Origin of the sequence: Kitasatospora sp. NPDC059146 (assembly GCF_042786665.1) — a bacterium.
Classification (GTDB): Bacteria; Actinomycetota; Actinomycetes; order Streptomycetales; family Streptomycetaceae; genus Kitasatospora.
This window is the reverse complement of sequence record NZ_JBHZCY010000039.1, coordinates 49,941-67,001: the sequence shown is the minus strand read 5'-3', so window position 1 is coordinate 67,001 and position 17,061 is coordinate 49,941. Positions and strand designations below refer to the sequence as shown.

The following is a 17,061-nucleotide window of genomic DNA, read 5'->3' as shown; positions in this document are numbered from 1 at the left end:
CGTTGGGGTGCGTGCATCGCAAGGCGGAGGAGGGAGCCCAATGCAGCGCATTGGCGACCGACGACAACGCGGCGAGGTGCGTGCCCCGGCGTCGCCCCGCAGGCGGGAGTTCGGCGGCAGGCCGTGGTTCACGGCTGGGCGGGAACCTCCGCCGGGCGCTTGAACATCCGGGTGGCGGTGATCTCGCCGTGGATGGTCGGGCCGTCCGGGTCCTGCGGGGCGGGCAGGCCCGGGCGCAGGTGCTCCTCCACCGAGATGTACTTGAGGCCGGCCCGCAGGTCGGCGTCGTTGCGCAGGCGGATCACCAGCGGGAACTCGGCGAGCGCCGTGGTGTCGAACAGGCCGGTGGTGTAGATCAGCTGGACGCCGAGCGCGTCCGCCACCGCGCGCTGGAGCTCCAGCAGGTAGGTGGCGTTGGCGCGGCCGATCGGGTTGTCGAGGAACAGCGTGCCGGCGTGCCGCAGTTGGGACTGGCCGCGGTCGTTGGCGCGCAGCGCGGCCATCGTGCAGTAGAGCGCGATGGCGGCGGTGAGCAGCTGGCCGCCGGAGAAGACGTCGGACATCTGGCCGACGCTCACCCGCTCGGCGCGCAGCACCGCGTCGGGCTTGAGGATCTCGACGCTGACGCCCTTGGGGCCGATCGCGGCGGCAACGCCGCGCAGCAGCAGGGACATGCCGTCGCGGCGCAGGTCGCTGTTCTTCCGGACGGCGGCACGGGTGGCCTCGTCGATGACCTCGCCGAGGCGCTCCACCAGGGTGGTGTGGTCCGGGTCCTCGAAGCGGATCCGCAGGAACTCCTGGCCGGACCACTCCCCCAGGCCCTCGGGCAGCCGGGACAGCCGCTGGGCGGCCCGCAGGGTGGTGAGCGAGGACTCGACCAGTCCGCGCAGCCGGTCGACGATCGAGCCGCGGTTGCGCTCCAGCTGGGTGAGCTCGTCGGTGAGCACCCGCAGCCGGGGGGCGAAGGCGGTGGCCCAGGCGGCCGCGTGCTCGGGCAGCGCGGACGCGGGCAGCTCGCGGATCTGCTGGCGGGCGGGGGTGCGGACGGCCTCGTAGCGGGCCGCGTTGGCGTGCCGGACCAGGGCGTCGGAGGCATCCCGGACGGCGAGTTCGGCGGAGGACAGCTCGCCGACGGACGTGCGCAGCGCGCGGCGGGCGTCGGTGGAGGCGTTGCGGGCCTCGGGCAGCGAGCCGAGGTAGGGCTCGGCCGGCCGGCCGTCCTCCTCCTGCTGCTCGCGCAGGCCGTCGCGCAGCTGGCCGGCCAGCTCATCGAAGTCGGCGGCGGCGGACTGGGCGGCGTCGAAGGTGCGCTGGAGGTCGGCGTGCGCGGTGCGGGCGGTGTCGACGGCCTCGCGGCACTCGGCGAGCCGGCCGGTGGCCGTGCGCAGCAGGACCTGGGCGTGCTCGGGGTCGGCCGGGACGAGTTCCTCGGGCAGCTCGGTGTGCGCCTCACCGTCGGCCGGGGCGGAGCGCTCGGCCTCGCCGCGCAGGCGGCCGAGCTGCTCGCTGGCGGCGGCGGAGCGGGCCTCGATGGTGGCGACCAGTTCCTCGGCGCGGGCCGCGGCGGCCTGGCGGGCGGGGCCGTCGGCGCCGTCGGGGCTGCCGAGGAGTTCCTCGGCGCGGGTGCGGACCTTGTTGGTGAGGCGGTCGAGCTCGGTCGCGGCGGCGGCCTCGTCGCCCTCGGCGCGGGCCTGCTCGGCGCGCAGGTCGGCGCCGACGCCGACCTTCTCGTACAGCTGGGAGGCGGCCCGGTAGGCCTCGCGCAGGGCGGGCAGCGCGGCGGGGGCGGTCTGCTCGGCGGGCTCGTCGGCCTGCTCGGCGGCGGGGATCTCGGCGCGTTCGGCGCGCAGCGCGCGCACGGTGCGGCGGGCGTCGTCGGCGGCGCGCTGGGCGGCGCGGCGGTCCTCGTCGCAGGTGCGGGCGCGTTCGGCGCAGACGGCCTGGCGGCGGTCGCACTCGGCGGCGTCCTCGGCGAGTTCGCGCTGGCGGCGGGCCCAGGTGGCGCGCTCGCGCAGCCGGAAGGCGAGGCCGGAGAGGGCGTCGGCGCGGCGGCGGGCGCGCTGGGCGGCCTCCCGGTGCTCCTCGTGGGCGGAGGCGGCGGCCGCGTGGTCGGTCTCGGCCTCGTCGTGGTCGGAGCGCAGGGTGGCCAGGGCGGCGGCGGCCTGCTCGGCGTGCTCGCGGCCGGCCTCGGCGGCGGCGGCGAGTTCGGCGAGGGTGCCGGGCGGGCAGCTGGCGTGCCAGGAGGCGAGCCGGGCGGCGAGGGCGCGGTCGGCGCCGAGCCGGCCGGCGAGTTCGCGGATGTGCTCCTCGCGGGCGGCGGCGCGGGCGCGCAGTTCGCGGCGCTCGCCGTCGGCGGCGGACTCGTCGTGCATGGCCGGGTTCGGCGGCACCAGGAAGAAGGCGGGCCGGTCGGTGATCGGGGCGATCAGCGAGGCGGCGGCGCCGACGGCGACGGTGGAGCGGGGCAGCAGGGCGGCGGCCTGGAGGGCCTCGCGGGCGCGCTCCAGCGAGGCCGGGTCGGTGACGACCACGCCGTCCACCAGTTCGGGGCGGGCGGCGAGGATCGCCTCGTGGTCGGCGGGGTCGACGGACTGGGCGAGGTAGCGCCAGCCCGGCAGGGCGGGGATGCCGTGCTCGGCGAGGTACTCGACGGTGGCCAGCACGTCGGGGCCGGGCGGCAGCAGGCCGCCGTCACCGAGGGCGGCGAGGATGCGGGAGTCGTCGGCGGCGGCGGTGCGCAGGTCGAACAGGGTGCGTTCGGCGGTGGCGATGGCCTCGTCGAGGAGTTCGCGCAGGTACTCGGCGTTGCGGTCGAGCACGGCGGGGGTGAGGAAGCCGGCGTCCTCCTCGGCCTCTTCTTGGTACGGGGTGAGGGAGAGCAGGTCGGCGAGGCGCTGCTCGGTGGCGAGCAGGGCGGCGGTGCGCTGCTCGGCGGCCAGCGCGCGGGCCGCGTCCTTGCGGGCGTCGCCCGCCCGTTCGGCGGCGAGTTCGGCGCGGGAGGTGGCGGCGGCGGCCTCCCGCAGCCGGGTGGCGCAGGCCTCCGCGACGGTCCGGGCCTGGGCGAGGGCCGCGGCGGCGGCCTGCTCCACGTCGGCGGCGTGCAGGGCGGCGCGGGCCGGGTCCGCGTCGCCGTCGGAGTCGATGAACCCGGCCTCGACGGCGGCCTCGGTCTCCTGCTCGACCTCGGCGAGGCGCTGGCGCAGGTGCTCGGCCTCGCTGCGGGCCTTCTGGGCGGCGGTGGCGGCCTCGGTGGCGGCGGACTGGGCCTTGCCGCCGTCCTCCTGGAGCTCGCTCGCGCGCTGCTCCTCGGTGTCGGCGCGGGTCTCGGCGGCCGCGGCGGCGGCTTCCAGGGCGCGGGCGAGCGCGCCGGCGGCGCGGGCGCGGGCGGCGAGCGCCGGGGCGGCGTCCAGTTCGGCCTCGCGGATGGCGACGGCGACCCGGGCGACCCGGTCGGCGGCGGCGCGCTGGCGCAGCACGGCCTCGGCGGCCTGCCAGGCGGAGTGCAGGGTACGGGCGTCGATGAGTTCGCGGCGCAGGGTGGCGGCCTCGGCGGTGGCCGCGGCGAGGCTCAGGGTGGCGTGCCGGTGGGTGAGTTCGTCGGCGATCAGGCTGTGCCGGGTGCGGTCGGACTCGGCGGCGGTGACGGCGCTCACGGCGGCGGCGACCTCGATGGCGAGGTCCTGGGCGCGGTCGCGTTCGGCGGCGGCGCGGGAGGTGAGGGCGTGGGCAAGGCGGCGGGCACGGCGTTCGGCGGTGCGGTGCGCCTCGCGGACGGTCTCGCGGGCGGCGGTGGCCTCGACGATGCGTTCCAGCAGGTCGAGCGAGCCGGCGGTGAAGTCGCGTTCGGCGGTGAGTTCGGAGCGCAGGCCGAGCTTGGCGGCGAAGCCGTGGACGAGGTCGGCCAGGCCGTCGGTGTCCCGGGTGTCGGTGACGGCGCGCAGCAGCAGGTCGGTGAAGTCCTTGTCCTGCTTGACCGCGAAGAGGCCGGCCGCCTCGCCCTCGTCGGCGTTCATCTCGCGCTGGTAGCGGAAGAGTTCGGGGTCGAGGCCGAGTTCGCCGAGGTGTTCGGTCCAGCGGTCGTGGCCGTCCTCGAAGACCAGGTCGAGGTGGGGGTGGGCCTTGCCGGCCTCGGTGAGGGCGTCGCGGAAGCCCTTCATGGTGCGGCGGCGGCCGCGGGCCTTCTGGTCGCCGACCAGGCTGACCCGTTCGGCGACGGGGAGCGAGTCGAGGGTGAGGCCGGGGCCGGGGCGGAAGGAGTACCAGGTCTCGGCGAACTTGCGCGGGTCGGAGGAGACCTGGCGGCCGCGCCACTCGCTGACCTTGCCGACCACGATCGGTTCGCCGGTGACGGTGTGCTGCCACTCCAGGGCGACGTGGCCGCAGTCGTCGGCGAGCAGGAACTTGCGCAGCACGCCGGAGCTGGCGCCGCCGAGGGTGTTGCGGTGGCCGGGGAGCATCACCGAGAAGATCAGCTTGAGCAGGACGGACTTGCCGCCGCCGTTCTCCAGGAAGAGCACGCCGGCCGGGGCGGGGCGGCGGACCGGGCCCTCGGTGTCCTCGCCGAACAGGCCGATCTGCTGCGGGGCCGGGTCGGCGACGGGCTCGCCGACGCCGCGCAGGTCGAGCACCGTGTCGGCGTAGCGCGCGCCGGCCGGTCCGATCGAGTAGAGGCGGACCCGGTTGAGCTCGTACATGTGCGGCGGTTCTCCGTGCGTCTTATGGGGTTGTCAGAGCGATCAGAGCGAGTGGAACGGCAGGCCGGCGTCGGCGACCAGCTCGTCGCCGGTGTCCGGCGGCAGCAGGCTGGCGGTGCCGTCGGAGACCGGAACGATGCCGAGGTCGAGCAGTTCGGCCATCGCGGCGCCGCCGGCCAGGTCGCGGACCTGGAGCTGGTAGCGGGCGGTGGTGCGGTAGGTGCCGCCGGAGTCGTCGGAGACCTTCTGCAGGAAGCCGGAGTCGACCAGGAACATCACCGCCTTGGCCACGATGCCGATGGTGGAGCCGGAGAGCCGGCGGGCGTCCTTGGTGGCGCCGGTGGCGGTGCGCCGGGCCCAGACCCGCCAGGCGGCCTCCAGCCCGGGGGCGTCGCTGGCCGGGTCGGTGTTGGCGCCCTCGGCGTCGGCCTGCTCCTCCAGGCGGCGGCAGGCCTGGCGGACGAAGGAGTCGACGCCGTTGACGGTGATCCGGCCGAGGTAGCCGTCGTCGGCGAGGTCCTCGGGCCGGGGGAAGGCCATCGCGGCGACGGCGAGGTGGGCCAGTCCGTGCAGGAAGCGGTCGGTGGACTCGGAGGCGGCGCGGCGCGAGTAGTCGCCCATCCGGACGGCGAACAGCGACTCCTCGGCGGCGGCGACGGCCATGCCGGCCCGCGGCGAGACCTCCAGGACCACCAGGCCCATGCCGGTGGCGACGGCGTCGGCGAGGCGGGCGAACGGCGGGTCCTCGCGGTGGCGGCGGACGAGTTCGGCGTACTCGGCGTCGCGGGCGGGGAGCAGCTTGGCCTGGAGGCCGAAGGAGACCAGCCGGGCGGCGTCGGCGACGTCGGCCGGGGTGATCGGCGCGGGGGCCGCGGGTTCGGTCTCGGCCGCCCAGGACGTGTCGTGGTGGGTCGTCACGGGCGGTGCTCCTCGGGGGTGGCGCGGTGGTGGTGGTTCGTCAACGTGGGTGCCTGTGGGTGTCGCGGCCGGGCCGGTCAGCCGGCGTCCTTGCGGTCGGCGGCCATGCCGACCGCGTCGAGCAGGGCGCTGCCGACGATCAGGTCGGCGCCGCCGAACTCCCGGTCGCGCAGCGGGGTGCCGTCGTCCACGGCGAACAGCAGCCGCTCCTCGCCCTGGCGGTAGGCGGTGCCGACCGGCGGGCTGGCCGCGTGCACGGCCAGCAGGGCGACCAGGTACGGGAGTTCCGGGTCCTGCTTGCGGGCGTCGGCGAGCAGGCCGGAGAGCCGGCGGGGGGCGTCCGGGGGCAGGTCGAGCAGGACCTGGGCGGCTTCCAGCTGGGCCTCGGAGAAGCGGCTGTCGTCCGGGGTGGCGACGAGGTCCGGGTCGGGCAGTTCGGCGCCGAGGTGCTCGCGCTCGACCGGCGGGGTGAGCAGCAGGTCGACCAGGTCGGCGACCCGGACCGAGACGGGGGTGCGCAGGCCGGCGCCGCGGGCGAAGAAGGCGCCGGTGGGCCGGACGGCCTGCTCCACCGGGAGCCGCAGCACGGGGGCGAGCAGCTGGCCGTACAGGTCGATGCCGCTGCGGGCGCCGGGGGCGGCGAAGGCCTGCCGGTCCTGCTCGGCGCGGAACAGCGGCCCGGCCTCCAGCAGCCGGGTCTGGAGCTGGGTGTGGCGGCGGATGCAGTCCTTGACGATGTCGACCAGTTCGGCGGCGCGGCGCTTGTGCTCCTGGTCCTCGGCCTCGTCGCGGGCCTTGCGGATGTTGGTGAGAATCGCGTTCTCGTGCCGGTAGCGGTCGGCGATGTGGTCCAGCGCCTCGTCGATGAGGTCGGGGACGGCCTGCATCCAGTCGACCGCGCGGACGTTGCGGCGGGTGGCGTCGAGGGCGCGGCGCAGCGTCTCGGCGTACTGGACGGTGCGGTAGCGGGCCTGCTCGGCGGCGAGCTGGGCGTCGGCCAGGCGGCCGCGGCGGATCAGCACCTCCAGCTTGACCTCGGCGGCGATCTGGGCCGAGGTGACGTCGGTGTCGAGCGCGCCGACCAGGACGTTGACCGCCTCGTCGGTGGTGCGCAGGTAGACACCGCCGTCGGGGCCGGGGACCTCCTCGATCAGCTTGAAGTCGTAGTCCCGGCGGACGTACTCGCCGTCGGCGCCGAAGGTGCCGTAGACGGCGCGGAAGCCGCGGTCCACGCTGCCGACGTTGATCAGCGACTCCAGCACCCAGCGGGCGACCCGCTCGTGCTCGGGGGCGGGCCGGCGCGGGGCCTGGGCGGCGACCCGGGGCAGCATCCGGGCGAGCACTATCTCGCGGTCGGCCCCGGTGTCGAAGTCCATGTGCAGGGTGACCAGGTCGATCGCGGCGAGGCCGACCTCGGCCATCGCGTAGCCGCCGTACTCGCCGGCCAGGTTGACCTTGCGGTTGTCCAGGTCGTGCAGCGGGGCGGTGCAGGCCAGCGCCTTGAGCCGGCGGGCCAGGCCCTCGTCGGCGGCGAGGCCGGGCGCGGGCCGCGGTGCGGGCACGGCGGCGCCGGCGGCCGGGCGGAGGCCGGGCTCGGTGGGCGGGTCAGCGATGACGGTCACGGTGGACAAGATTAGAGGTTCGCACCGACATCGACCGAAACGGACCTTGTGGACGGGCGGAGCGGCAGCTGGGCGGCGGTCCCCGGGGCCGAAACGGAACGGGGTTTCGACGGGATTCCGCCATTCTCGAACGGTCATGCGAGAAAACCGTGAGGTCAGCGCGATGGTTCGGTGATGATCGACCCATGATCACCCGACTGGCGAAAGCCGGCCTCGCCGCCGCGCTGTCCGTGACCGTCCTCAGCACCGGTGCCGCCGTCGCCGCGGCGGCCCCCGGGGCGCCCTCCGCGTCGACCTCCGCCCAGCACGTGACCGTGTCGCAGAGCGGGAACTACCCCGGCGGCATCTTCACCTCCGGCAACATGTCGGCGAGCTGGACCTCCGCCGGCACCGCCGACCTGACCGGGCCGACCCACTTCACCGTCGACCTGCCGCCGGGCGTCACCACCGACGGCGCGATGTTCTACTCCACGCCGTACGACTACACCTTCACCGAGACCCTCTCCCCCGACGGCCGCCACCTGGAGGCCGTGCTCACCGGCACCCGGGTGGTCGGGAAGAGCGAGTTCATGAAGCTCAACCTGCGCACCACCCCGGGCGTGCCGATCGCCGGCGTGATCACGGTCACGGCCGCCAACCCCAACGACACCGACCCGACCGGGCACGTCTCCCGGTACGACCTCGGCAGCCGCGGCTACCTGCCGGCCACCGTCCAGGCCGCCCCGGCCGTCAACGGCCTCGGCACCACCACCGGCCCGGGCACAGGCGGCACCGCGGTGACCGTCAACGGCAGCAACCTGTCCAACGGCATGGTGCTGGTCGGCGGCGTGCCCGCGCCGGGTACCTGCAACGACACCGCCTGCACGGTGACCACCCCCGGCGGATCGGGCAGCGCCCCGGTCAGCGTGGTGACCCCCGGCGGCACGGCCGCCTCCCCGGTCGCCTTCGACTACACCGGCGCCGCACCGGCGGCGCCGCCCGCGCCGGTGGTGAGCAACCTGACCACCAAGAGCGGGCCGGTGGCCGGCGGGACCCAGGTGTACCTCCAGGGCACCAACCTGACCTACGGCTCGATCACCTTCGGCGGGGTGCCGGCCGCGCACGTCTCCTGCGGGCCGTCCTTCTGCTCGGCGACCTCCCCGGCGGGCGCCGCGGCCGGGCCGGTGGACGTGGTGCTCACCACGGCGGGCGGTACCAGCGCGCCGGTGACGTTCACGTACACGGCGTAGCCGTTCCCCCTCCCGGTGCCCGGGTGCCGCTTCGGCGCCCGGGCACCGGTGCGTCCGGGGGCGGTCGCGAGGGGGCCGCGAGGGGGCGGCCGCCCGCGGGTCGCCGGCTTCCCGGGGGCCGTGTTGAACACGTTCAAATCGAGGGTCTAGAGTCGGCCGTACGCAGACGGGACAAGGCCCGTCTGCACAACCGGCATGGGCGCGCGCCCGGCGCGCGCGGGAGGTGTGCGTGATGGACGGCGATCCTGCGGTCATCCTGCGGCGGGTCCGGCGCTGGCTCGGGTTCTTCCTGGTCTGCCTGGTGCTGAGCGGCCTGACCGCCTTCCCGCTGGAGACCGAGACCGGCTGGCTGGTCGACCTCGCCTCCGGCCCGGCCGCCCCGCTGGCCGACCGCTTCCCGGGCGCCGCGGCCTGGTTCGAGCGGGTGCACACCGGCCTCGTCGAGACCAACCGGAGCTACCCCTTCCTGGCGTACGGCAGCGACTGGCTGGCCTTCGCCCACCTGGTGATCGGCGCCGCCTTCTGGGGGCCGCTCAAGGACCCGGTCCGCAACATCTGGGTGATCCGCTGGGCGGTGCTCGCCTGCGGCGCGGTGATCCCGCTGGCGCTGATCTGCGGACCGCTGCGCGGGATCCCGCTGGCGTGGCGATTCATCGACATGTCGTTCGGCGTCTTCGGTGTCGTTCCGCTGCTGATCGTGCTCCGCGCCCTGCGCCCGCTGGAACGTTCCTTCCAGGAACGCCTTGCCGCGAACTGAGCCGACCGCCCCGGGGTGCCGCCCCGGGGCGCGTGCGTGCAGGCTGCACGCCGGTGGGCCCGTCGGCCGTCCGGGTGACGGGCAACGGGCTTCACCGCCAGGCCCTACCATCTGGCTCAACAGCTGCTGGGAGGCGGACGGGCGTGGCCGATGCGGTGATCGATCTCAATGCGGACCTCGGCGAGGGGTTCGGACGCTGGACCCTGACCGACGACGAGGCCCTGCTCTCCGTGGTGACCAGCGCCAACGTCGCCTGCGGCTTCCACGCCGGGGACCCGTCCACGATGCGCCGGGTCTGCGCGCTGGCCGCCGAACGCGGCGTCCGGATCGGCGCCCAGGTCTCCTACCGCGACCTCGCGGGCTTCGGCCGCCGCGCCATGGACGTCCCACCGGAGGAACTCGCCGACGAGATCGCCTACCAGATCGGCGCCCTCCAGGTCTTCGCCCGGGCCGCCGGCTCCCGGGTCTCCTACGTCAAACCGCACGGCGCGCTCTACAACCGGGTGGTCTCCGACTCCGAGCAGGCCGAGGCCGTGGTGGCAGGGGTGCTGCGGGCCGGCGCGGTCTGCGACGGGCCGCTGCCCGTCCTCGGACTGCCCGGCTCCCGGCTGCTCGCCGTCGCCGAGGGAGTCGGACTGCCGGTGGTCGCCGAGGCCTTCGCCGACCGCGCCTACACCTGGGCCGGCACCCTCGTGCCGCGCCGCGAGCCCGACGCGGTGGTGCACGACCCCGAAACGGTCATCACCCGGGCCGTCGGGATCGCCCGGGACCGCGCGGTGGAGGCCGTCGGCGGCGACCGGATCGCCGTCGAGGCGCGCTCGCTGTGCGTCCACGGCGACACCCCCGGCGCCGCCCAGCTCGCCTGGCGGATCCGTGGGGCGCTCGCCTCGGCCGGGGTGCGGGTCGAGGCGTTCGCGTGACGGGCGGCGCCGGGGAGCGGCCCGGCGGGGAGCGGCCCGGCGGGGAGCGGCCCGGCGGGGAGCGGCTCTGCGCGGGCCCTCCCAGTGCGGGCCCGGCGGTGCGGCGGGTCGGCGAGCGGGCGCTGCTGGTCGAGCTCCCGGGGACGGCCGAGGTCGCCGCGCTGTACGGCTGGCTGCGCGACCGGCAGACCGGCGGGGAGCTCGGCGAGGTCGGCGAGATCGTGCCCGCCGCCCACACCGTCCTGCTGGACGAGGTCGCGGACGTCACCGCGCTGGCGGCGCTGCTGCGCACCGCCCGCCCGACGGCCGCCACGACCGCGGGCGGGCCGCTGGTGGAGATCCCGACCGTGTACGACGGCGCCGACCTCGCGGAGGTCGCGGCCCGCTGGGGCGTCTCCGCCGAGGCGGCCGTACGGATCCACACCGAGCCCGAGTACGTGGTCGCCTTCTGCGGCTTCGCCCCCGGCTTCGGCTACCTCACCGGTCTGCCGCCGCGGTACGGGGTGCCGCGCCGGGCCACCCCGCGCAGCGCCGTCCCGACCGGCTCGGTGGCCCTTGCCGGGACGTACACCGGCGTCTACCCGAGCCCGTCCCCCGGCGGCTGGCAGCTGATCGGGCGGACGGCGCTGGCGCTCTGGGACCCGGCCCGGGAGCCGGCGGCCCTGCTGGCGCCGGGGGTACGGGTCCGGTTCACGGCGGTACGGGCGTAGCGGCGGGCCGGCCGGACCGGTGGCGGCGCGGGGGCCGCGTCCACGCCCGGTGGCGGCGCCGGACGCCCGTCAGCCCCGGCCCGACACCAGCTCCGCGATGACGCGTTGGCCCGGGTCGAGCGCCGTCTCCCCCTCCTCGGCCGCCCAGACCGCGTTCTGCAGGACCCGGGCGAGGGTCCAGGCGGCCGCCGCCTCCCGGTCCACCTCCAGCGCCTCCACCAGCAGGTCGAAGCGGCGCCGCAGCGCCCTGGCCGGGCTGCCGCCGGCCGTGACGTCCGCCCAGCGGTTGCGCAGCGCGGGCAGCAGCTCGAAGCCAGGGTGCCCGGCCAGCGGCTTGGGGTCGATCGCCAGCCAGGGTGCCCGGTCGGTGTCCGGCAGCGGGGCGAGGACGTTGCCGTGGTGCAGGTCCCAGTGCAGCAAGCGGTCGCCCGGTTCGGCGCGGACGGCACGGAGGGCGGCCGCGCAGTCGGCGAGCAGGCGCCGTTCGTCCGGGTCGGTGTGGGCGGCAGCCGCGGCCGGGGCGCGCAGCAGCAGCTCGTCCGCGACGTCGGCCAAGGTGCGCAGGCCGGGCGGCGCCTGACGGAGCGTCAACTGTCGCAGCAGTTCGGCGATCACCCGTACCGCCGCGAGGTCGTCGGCCATCGTGAGCAGCGAGCGGGACGGGTCCAGGCGCTCCAACAGCATGGCGCCGGTGGCGGGTTGGTGGTCGAGCAGCCGGACGGCGCCGCAACCGCCCCAGGCCCGGAGGGCGAGCGGCTCGCCCACCGTCTCCTCGTCCACCGGCTGGAGCTTGAGCGCCGCGGGCGTACCGTCGGCGCGGCGCACCGGCAGCACCAGCGCGACCACGCCGTGGGCCGCCGGGCCGTCCGGGCGCAGCTCCCAGCGTTCGGCCGACTCGGCCGCCAGGGAGGGGAGTCGGGCCACCCAGGCGCGTCCCCGCGCGCCGAGGGACCCGGCCAGTGACGCGGCCAGTGCGGGCGGGACGGCGACGGGCATCGTACGGGCTCCTCTCCGGCGGTGCCGTCCAGCCTAGGACGTCCGCGCCGGCCCCCCGAGCGCCGTGGCGGCCGCCGCCGCGAAGCCGTCCGGATTGTCGAGCATGATGGTGTGCCCGCAGTCCGGCACCGCCACCACCCGGACCCCGGCCGCGCGCAGGCCGTCGGCGTCCGCGGGGGCGTCCGCCTCCGGGTGGAGGAAGGTGCGCGGGAGGTCGAGTCCGAGCAGCAGGACGCGCATGGTCGGCTCGCTGCCCCGGGCGAGGTGCACGGCGCTGCGGTGGAGGGCCTCGGGACCGGCCAGCCGCATGGTGGACCACCAGGACGGGCCGACCCGTTCGGCGACCTCCGCCCGGCCGCCGGCCAGGAACTCGGCCTCGGTGCGGGCCGCGATGCCGCTGCTGCCGATCCGCTCGGGGTCGGGGGCGATCGGGTCGAGGTTGGCGTCCACCAGGACCAGCCGGGAGACCAGCCCGGGGTGGCGGTGCGCCAGGACGATCGCGATCGCGCCGCCCATGCTGTGGGCGACCACCTCGACCTGCCGGAGCCCGGCCGCCGCGACGGCCGTGGCGACCGCGTCGGCGTGCTGCTCCAGGGTGTAGCCGAAGTCGGTGGGCCGGTCGCTGATCCCGAAGCCGAGCAGGTCGAGCAGCAGTGCGCGGCGTCCGGTGAGCAGCGGGTGGGCGGCGGCGGCCGCGAAGTAGACCGGTGAGCTGGCGCCGAGGCCGTGCAGGTAGAGCCGGGCGGGCTCGGCGCCGGGCAGCTCGACCCAGCGGATCCGGTCGCCGTTCGGGGTGACGGGGGCCTCGCGCACGTGCACACACTCCTGGGTCGGTTCGGGTCGGGTCGCTCGGCGGTTCCGGTTCGGGACTGCCGAGGCCAGACCATACCTCGAAGTCGAGGTATACCGGAACCGATATACCGGCGCACCGAGACACCGATCTGGGAGAGTGGCCCCATGCTCAAGCTCGCGATCCTCGGCTTCCTGTACGACCGCCCGCTGCACGGCTACGAACTGCGTCGCCACCTCGCCGCGCTCACCGGTCACATCCGCCCGATCAGCGACGGCTCGCTCTACCCCGCGATCAAGCGACTGGAGGCCGACGGCCTCCTGGTGCGCGAGACCGAGCCCGGCAGCGCCGCCGCGCCCCGGCACACCCTCCACCTGACCGGAGCCGGCCGCACCGCACTGCTCGACCGGCTGCGCGCGCCCGAGCCGCTCGACATCAGCGACGGCAACCGCTGGACCACCGTGGTCTCCTTCCTCCGCCACCTCGACGACCCGGCCGCCCAGGCCGCCGTACTCCGCCGCCGGCTGACCTTCCTGTCCGAGCCGGCCAGCTTCTTCTACGAGGGCGAGCGCCCGCGCAGCGCCGAGGAGTTCGCCGACCCCTTCCGGCGCGGCCTGCTGCTCACCGCCCGGGCCACCACCGAGGCCGAACTCGCCTGGCTGCGCGCCACCTTGGCGGATCTGGAGCTCCTGACGGGCTGACCGAAAGCCGCCCGGACCGCCTTCCCTCCCCGCCCCGCGCGTGTTCCGATGGCCCCCATGGGCAACGACTTGCACGAGAACGGCGGCGCGCACGGGCACGACGGGCGGCGTGAGGGCTACGAGGGCACGGGCGCGGGCGCGATCACGCCGGACGGCTGCGCGGTGGAGGTGTGGACCCGCCTCCCGGTGGGCGACGCCCCGGACGTGATCGAGGCGGCCGCCCCGCCCGGCGCCCGGATCCTCGAACTCGGCTGCGGCGTCGGCCGGATGACCCACCCGCTGGTCGAGCGCGGCTTCGCCGTGACGGCGGTGGACGAGTCCGCCGAGATGCTCGCCCGGGTGCGCCCGGAGGTCCGTACGGTGCGCAGCCCGATCGAGCGGTTGGACCTCGGCGAGCGCTTCGACGTCGTGCTGCTCGCCTCCTTCCTGGTGCACGCCGGCGATCCGGCCGTCCGCCAGGGCCTGTTGGAGACCTGCCGCCGCCACGTCGCCGGGGACGGCTGCGTCCTGGTGCAGCGCGAGGGCGAGGACTGGCACCGGAACGTGCCGCGGGAGAGCCGGATCGCCGGGACGGACGGGGTGGCCAGGATCCTCTCGGCGACACCGGTCGGTGCCGGGGTGAATTCGGTCCGGACGGAGTACGTCTTCCCGGACGGCACCTGGACCCAGACCTTCCTGTCCCGCCCGCTCTCGACGGCGGCCTTCGAGGAGGCCCTGGCGGACGCCGGGCTGCGGATCGAGACGTACCTGACGGACGATCGGACCTGGGTCCGGGCCCGGCCCGCCGGCTAGTCCGGCGCGGGCCGGGTGCGAGCCCGGTGCGAGCCCGGTGCGCAAAGTCCGATTAAAGGGTGAACAAAGAACTGTTACCTTCACCCCGTACCATCGGCCGCGCGCCGGGCCCGTGCGCGGCCCGGGGTCGCGCGGGTCGCGGTCGTCCGCACGCCCGCACGCCCGCTCCGACCCGCGAGGACCCGCCCATGCCGCACCCCCGCCACGCCCGCCCGATACCCCCGGCGGGTGTTCGGTGATCGACTGGTTCCACGGGGCCGTTCTCGGCCTGATCCAGGGGCTCACCGAGTTCCTGCCGATCTCCTCCAGCGCCCACCTGCGGGTGTTCTCGGCCCTGTTGGGCTGGGACGACCCGGGCGCCGCCTTCACCGCCGTGACCCAGCTCGGCACCGAGGCCGCCGTGCTGATCTACTTCCGCCGGGACATCGCCTCGATCGTCCGCACCTGGGCGCTGTCGCTGTTCCGCCCGGCGCTGCGCTCCGATCCGGACGCCCGGATGGGCTGGTTCGTGATCCTCGGGACGCTGCCGATCGGCGTCCTCGGCAAGCTGTTCCAGGACTCCATCGAGACCCACCTGCGCGACCTGCGGGTCATCGGCACCACGCTGATCGTGTTCGGCCTCGTCCTGGCCCTCGCGGACCGCACCCGCGCCGTCCGCCACGCCCGTCCGATCACCGACCTGACCCTGCCGCACGCGGCCGCCTACGGCTTCGCCCAGGCGCTGGCGCTGATCCCCGGGGTCTCCCGCTCCGGCGGCACGATCAGCGCGGGCCTGCTGCTCGGCTACAGCCGGGAGGCGGCGGCCCGCTACTCGTTCCTGCTCGCGATCCCGGCGGTGCTCGCCTCGGGGACGCTGGAGCTGTTCAAGATCGGCGAGGGCCCGGCGCCGGCCTGGGGTCCGACGATCCTGGCCACCCTGATCGCCTTCGCGGTCGGCTACGCGGCGATCGCCTGGTTCCTCAGGTACATCTCGAACAACAGTTTCCTGCCGTTCGTGGTGTACCGGGTGCTGCTCGGCGTTCTGATCATCGGTCTGGTGGCGGGCGGCGTGCTGGCGCCGGACGCGGGTTCGGTCAAGTAGAACGCGGTTCCACCAGTGGCGCCGGAACGGCCCGGGGAAACGGTGGGCCGGGGCACCGACACGGTGCCCCGGCCCACCCGGTGCCGGACGGACCTACCGCCCGGGCTCCCGGGCGGTCAGCCGGCCGCGGACGGCGGCGTGGACCTCGGCCTCCTCGGCCGGGTCGGCGGCGAGCCTGCGCAGTCGCTCCAGCACACGCGCGTCGCCGGTGGTGGCGACATGGCGCGCGGCGAGCTCGCGGGTGGACTCCTCGCAGTCCCAGAGGCACTCGACGGCGGGCCCCTCGGGGAAGCGCACATCGGTCACGGCGAGCGCCCGGGCGGCGCGGCCGCGCAGTTCGGAGGAGGCGGCCTCCCCGTAGACGTGGCGCAGGACCGGGACGGCGTCGGCGGCGGCCAGCCGCCCCGCACCGTCGACCAGGGACCCGAGCCCGGTACCGCTGACCCCGTGCACGGAGATCCAGCGGCGCAGACCGGCGACCACCAGCGGGGCGTCGGCCGGCTCGCCCGCGTCGGCGAGCAGGCGCACGGCGGTCTCGCCCAGCGCGCTGTCGGCGCCCCCGCTGGCCGGGTCGGCCCAGCGGCGGGCCTGCGCCAGCACCTCGGGGCCGCGCATCCGGCCGAGCAGCTCCAACGCGGCCCGGACGATCCGGTCGTCCACGTCAGCTGCGGCGGCCTCGATCAGTTCGAGGGCGGCCCGGTCACGCTGGTCGACCAGGTAGCGCAGGGCGGCCCGCCGGGCGCCGGGCAGGCCGTCCCGGGCGGCCTCCAGCAGGAGCGGACGGTCCTCGGGGCGGACCACGGCGGTCAGACAGCGGGCGGCCGCGGCGGCCCGGCGGTCCACCGCGTCGGGGCCGGAGCGGTCCTCGTCGGTGCGCACGGGCTCGGGGCGGCTCAGGAAGGCACCGGCGCCGAGGTCGCCCAGCTGGCCCTGGTCGGCCCAGGCCAGGACGTCGGCGGTGGACCAGCCCGGGGTGACGCCACCGCGGTTGAGCTGGCGCTGCCAGAGGTCGAAGGGCGACTGCTCGGCGGCGGCGGCCACTCTCGGGTGGTAGGCCGCCCAGAGCCGCCAGGGCCTGGGTTCGTAGGCGTTGCGGATGAAGTCGCGCAGCTCGGCGTCGCCCTCCGGGCCCGGCGGGAACCGGTCCAGCACGGCCGTCCCGAGCAGCAGCAGGCCCCGGTCGTCGTCGCGCAGGGCGAGTTCGTCGAGGGCCCAGGCCCAGTTGGCGCCCGTGGCGGCGTACTCGCGCAGCATCAGCAGCGCGTCGCGCCGGCCGTAGGCGGCGAGGTGGCCCAGGACGGAGAGGGCGAGGCCGGTGCGGCTCTCGTCGTCGCTGACGAGGTCCTCGGCGGAGTGGAGGTGGTCCTCGATGCCCTCGAGGGAGGCCTCCAGCTCCATGTAGAGGCGTGCGTAGTAGAGGGAGCGGCTCTCGACCTGCCAGTCGGCCCGCGGATCCCTGGTGACGCATTCCTCCAGCGCGGCGATGGCCTCGGCACGGTCGGCGGCCAGCGCATGGAGCTGCCCGTCACCACGGCCTCGTTGCAGGAGGCCAAGGAGGCTGGCGCTAGGTGCTATCACTGGCTCGAACATGAGGTCAGCATCCGTTGCGGCGGTCGTAGTGGCAACGGGATTTCCGTCGCCGGGGTCTCTGGTCGGTACTGCGGTGGGCGCCCGGGCGCCGGAATCACCGAAGGTTACCGCCTCGGACCCCCTTCCGCACACAGGGCGACGAAGGCCGCTGCCACAGTGGCATATGCCAGGGGAACTTTGCCTGCGTTCTGTCCAAATCGCCCACACCGCCCGGAACGCTGTGCGACAGTCTTCTCACCACCACGACACCCCGCACACGGG

The 17,061-nt window shown here is 75.7% G+C and carries 13 protein-coding genes; 7 read left to right on the top strand and 6 right to left on the bottom strand.

Going from position 1 to position 17,061, the window contains the following annotated elements; genetic code table 11:
• Window positions 1-128: 128 nt before the first annotated feature.
• The 3 genes from ACFXPX_RS18955 to ACFXPX_RS18945 all read right to left on the bottom strand — a co-directional run bounded on the left by ACFXPX_RS18955 (window position 129) and on the right by ACFXPX_RS18945 (window position 7,225).
• Window positions 129-4,694 (bottom strand): hypothetical protein, encoded by a 4,566-nt coding sequence (locus ACFXPX_RS18955; RefSeq protein WP_380642321.1) that lies wholly within the window; start codon window positions 4,692-4,694, stop codon window positions 129-131.
• Window positions 4,695-4,736: 42 nt separating this feature from the next.
• Window positions 4,737-5,612 (bottom strand): hypothetical protein, encoded by an 876-nt coding sequence (locus tag ACFXPX_RS18950; protein WP_375892322.1) that lies wholly within the window; start codon window positions 5,610-5,612, stop codon window positions 4,737-4,739.
• A 77-nt stretch (window positions 5,613-5,689) separates the two neighbouring features.
• A complete protein-coding gene (locus ACFXPX_RS18945; RefSeq protein WP_380642325.1) occupies window positions 5,690-7,225 on the bottom strand; it encodes a hypothetical protein in 1,536 nt (511 codons plus the stop codon).
• Window positions 7,226-7,419: 194 nt separating this feature from the next.
• Here ACFXPX_RS18945 and ACFXPX_RS18940 point away from each other — a divergent pair, with 194 nt between their 5' ends.
• From ACFXPX_RS18940 to pxpB, 4 genes are all read left to right on the top strand, one after another.
• Complete coding sequence (locus ACFXPX_RS18940; protein ID WP_380642319.1) at window positions 7,420-8,463, top strand: IPT/TIG domain-containing protein; 1,044 nt, start codon at window positions 7,420-7,422, stop codon at window positions 8,461-8,463.
• 232 nt (window positions 8,464-8,695) lie between these two features.
• Entirely contained in the window at window positions 8,696-9,220 is a 525-nt protein-coding gene (locus tag ACFXPX_RS18935; RefSeq protein WP_375892325.1) for a hypothetical protein, read from the top strand.
• Between the two features lie 143 nt (window positions 9,221-9,363).
• Window positions 9,364-10,140, top strand: a complete 777-nt coding sequence (locus ACFXPX_RS18930) for a LamB/YcsF family protein (protein WP_375892327.1) — start codon at window positions 9,364-9,366, stop codon at window positions 10,138-10,140.
• Window positions 10,141-10,238: 98 nt separating this feature from the next.
• Entirely contained in the window at window positions 10,239-10,850 is a 612-nt protein-coding gene (pxpB, locus tag ACFXPX_RS18925) for a 5-oxoprolinase subunit PxpB (protein WP_380525630.1), read from the top strand.
• Window positions 10,851-10,919: 69 nt separating this feature from the next.
• On the opposite strand, the gene ACFXPX_RS18920 is transcribed toward pxpB, so the two are convergent.
• Both ACFXPX_RS18920 and ACFXPX_RS18915 read right to left on the bottom strand, forming a co-directional pair.
• On the bottom strand, window positions 10,920-11,846 hold the full coding sequence (locus ACFXPX_RS18920) for an aminoglycoside phosphotransferase family protein (RefSeq protein WP_380525626.1): 927 nt from the start codon (window positions 11,844-11,846) through the stop codon (window positions 10,920-10,922).
• A 33-nt stretch (window positions 11,847-11,879) separates the two neighbouring features.
• Complete coding sequence (locus ACFXPX_RS18915; protein ID WP_380642317.1) at window positions 11,880-12,659, bottom strand: alpha/beta fold hydrolase; 780 nt, start codon at window positions 12,657-12,659, stop codon at window positions 11,880-11,882.
• Window positions 12,660-12,803: 144 nt separating this feature from the next.
• On the opposite strand from ACFXPX_RS18915, the gene ACFXPX_RS18910 reads away from it, so the two are divergent.
• From ACFXPX_RS18910 to ACFXPX_RS18900, 3 genes are all read left to right on the top strand, one after another.
• The gene (locus ACFXPX_RS18910; protein ID WP_375892330.1) at window positions 12,804-13,337 is read left to right on the top strand and encodes a PadR family transcriptional regulator; all 534 of its coding nucleotides are present in this window, start codon (window positions 12,804-12,806) and stop codon (window positions 13,335-13,337) included.
• 57 nt (window positions 13,338-13,394) lie between these two features.
• Window positions 13,395-14,129: a class I SAM-dependent methyltransferase gene (locus tag ACFXPX_RS18905; protein WP_380525624.1), complete on the top strand. Its 735-nt coding sequence runs from the start codon at window positions 13,395-13,397 to the stop codon at window positions 14,127-14,129.
• Window positions 14,130-14,367: 238 nt separating this feature from the next.
• Window positions 14,368-15,210: an undecaprenyl-diphosphate phosphatase gene (locus ACFXPX_RS18900; RefSeq protein WP_380525629.1), complete on the top strand. Its 843-nt coding sequence runs from the start codon at window positions 14,368-14,370 to the stop codon at window positions 15,208-15,210.
• 93 nt (window positions 15,211-15,303) lie between these two features.
• Here the strand turns inward: ACFXPX_RS18900 and ACFXPX_RS18895 are convergent, their stop codons facing one another.
• Window positions 15,304-16,800, bottom strand: coding sequence for a HEAT repeat domain-containing protein (locus tag ACFXPX_RS18895; protein WP_380403461.1), 1,497 nt, complete (start codon window positions 16,798-16,800; stop codon window positions 15,304-15,306).
• Window positions 16,801-17,061 lie beyond the last annotated feature (261 nt).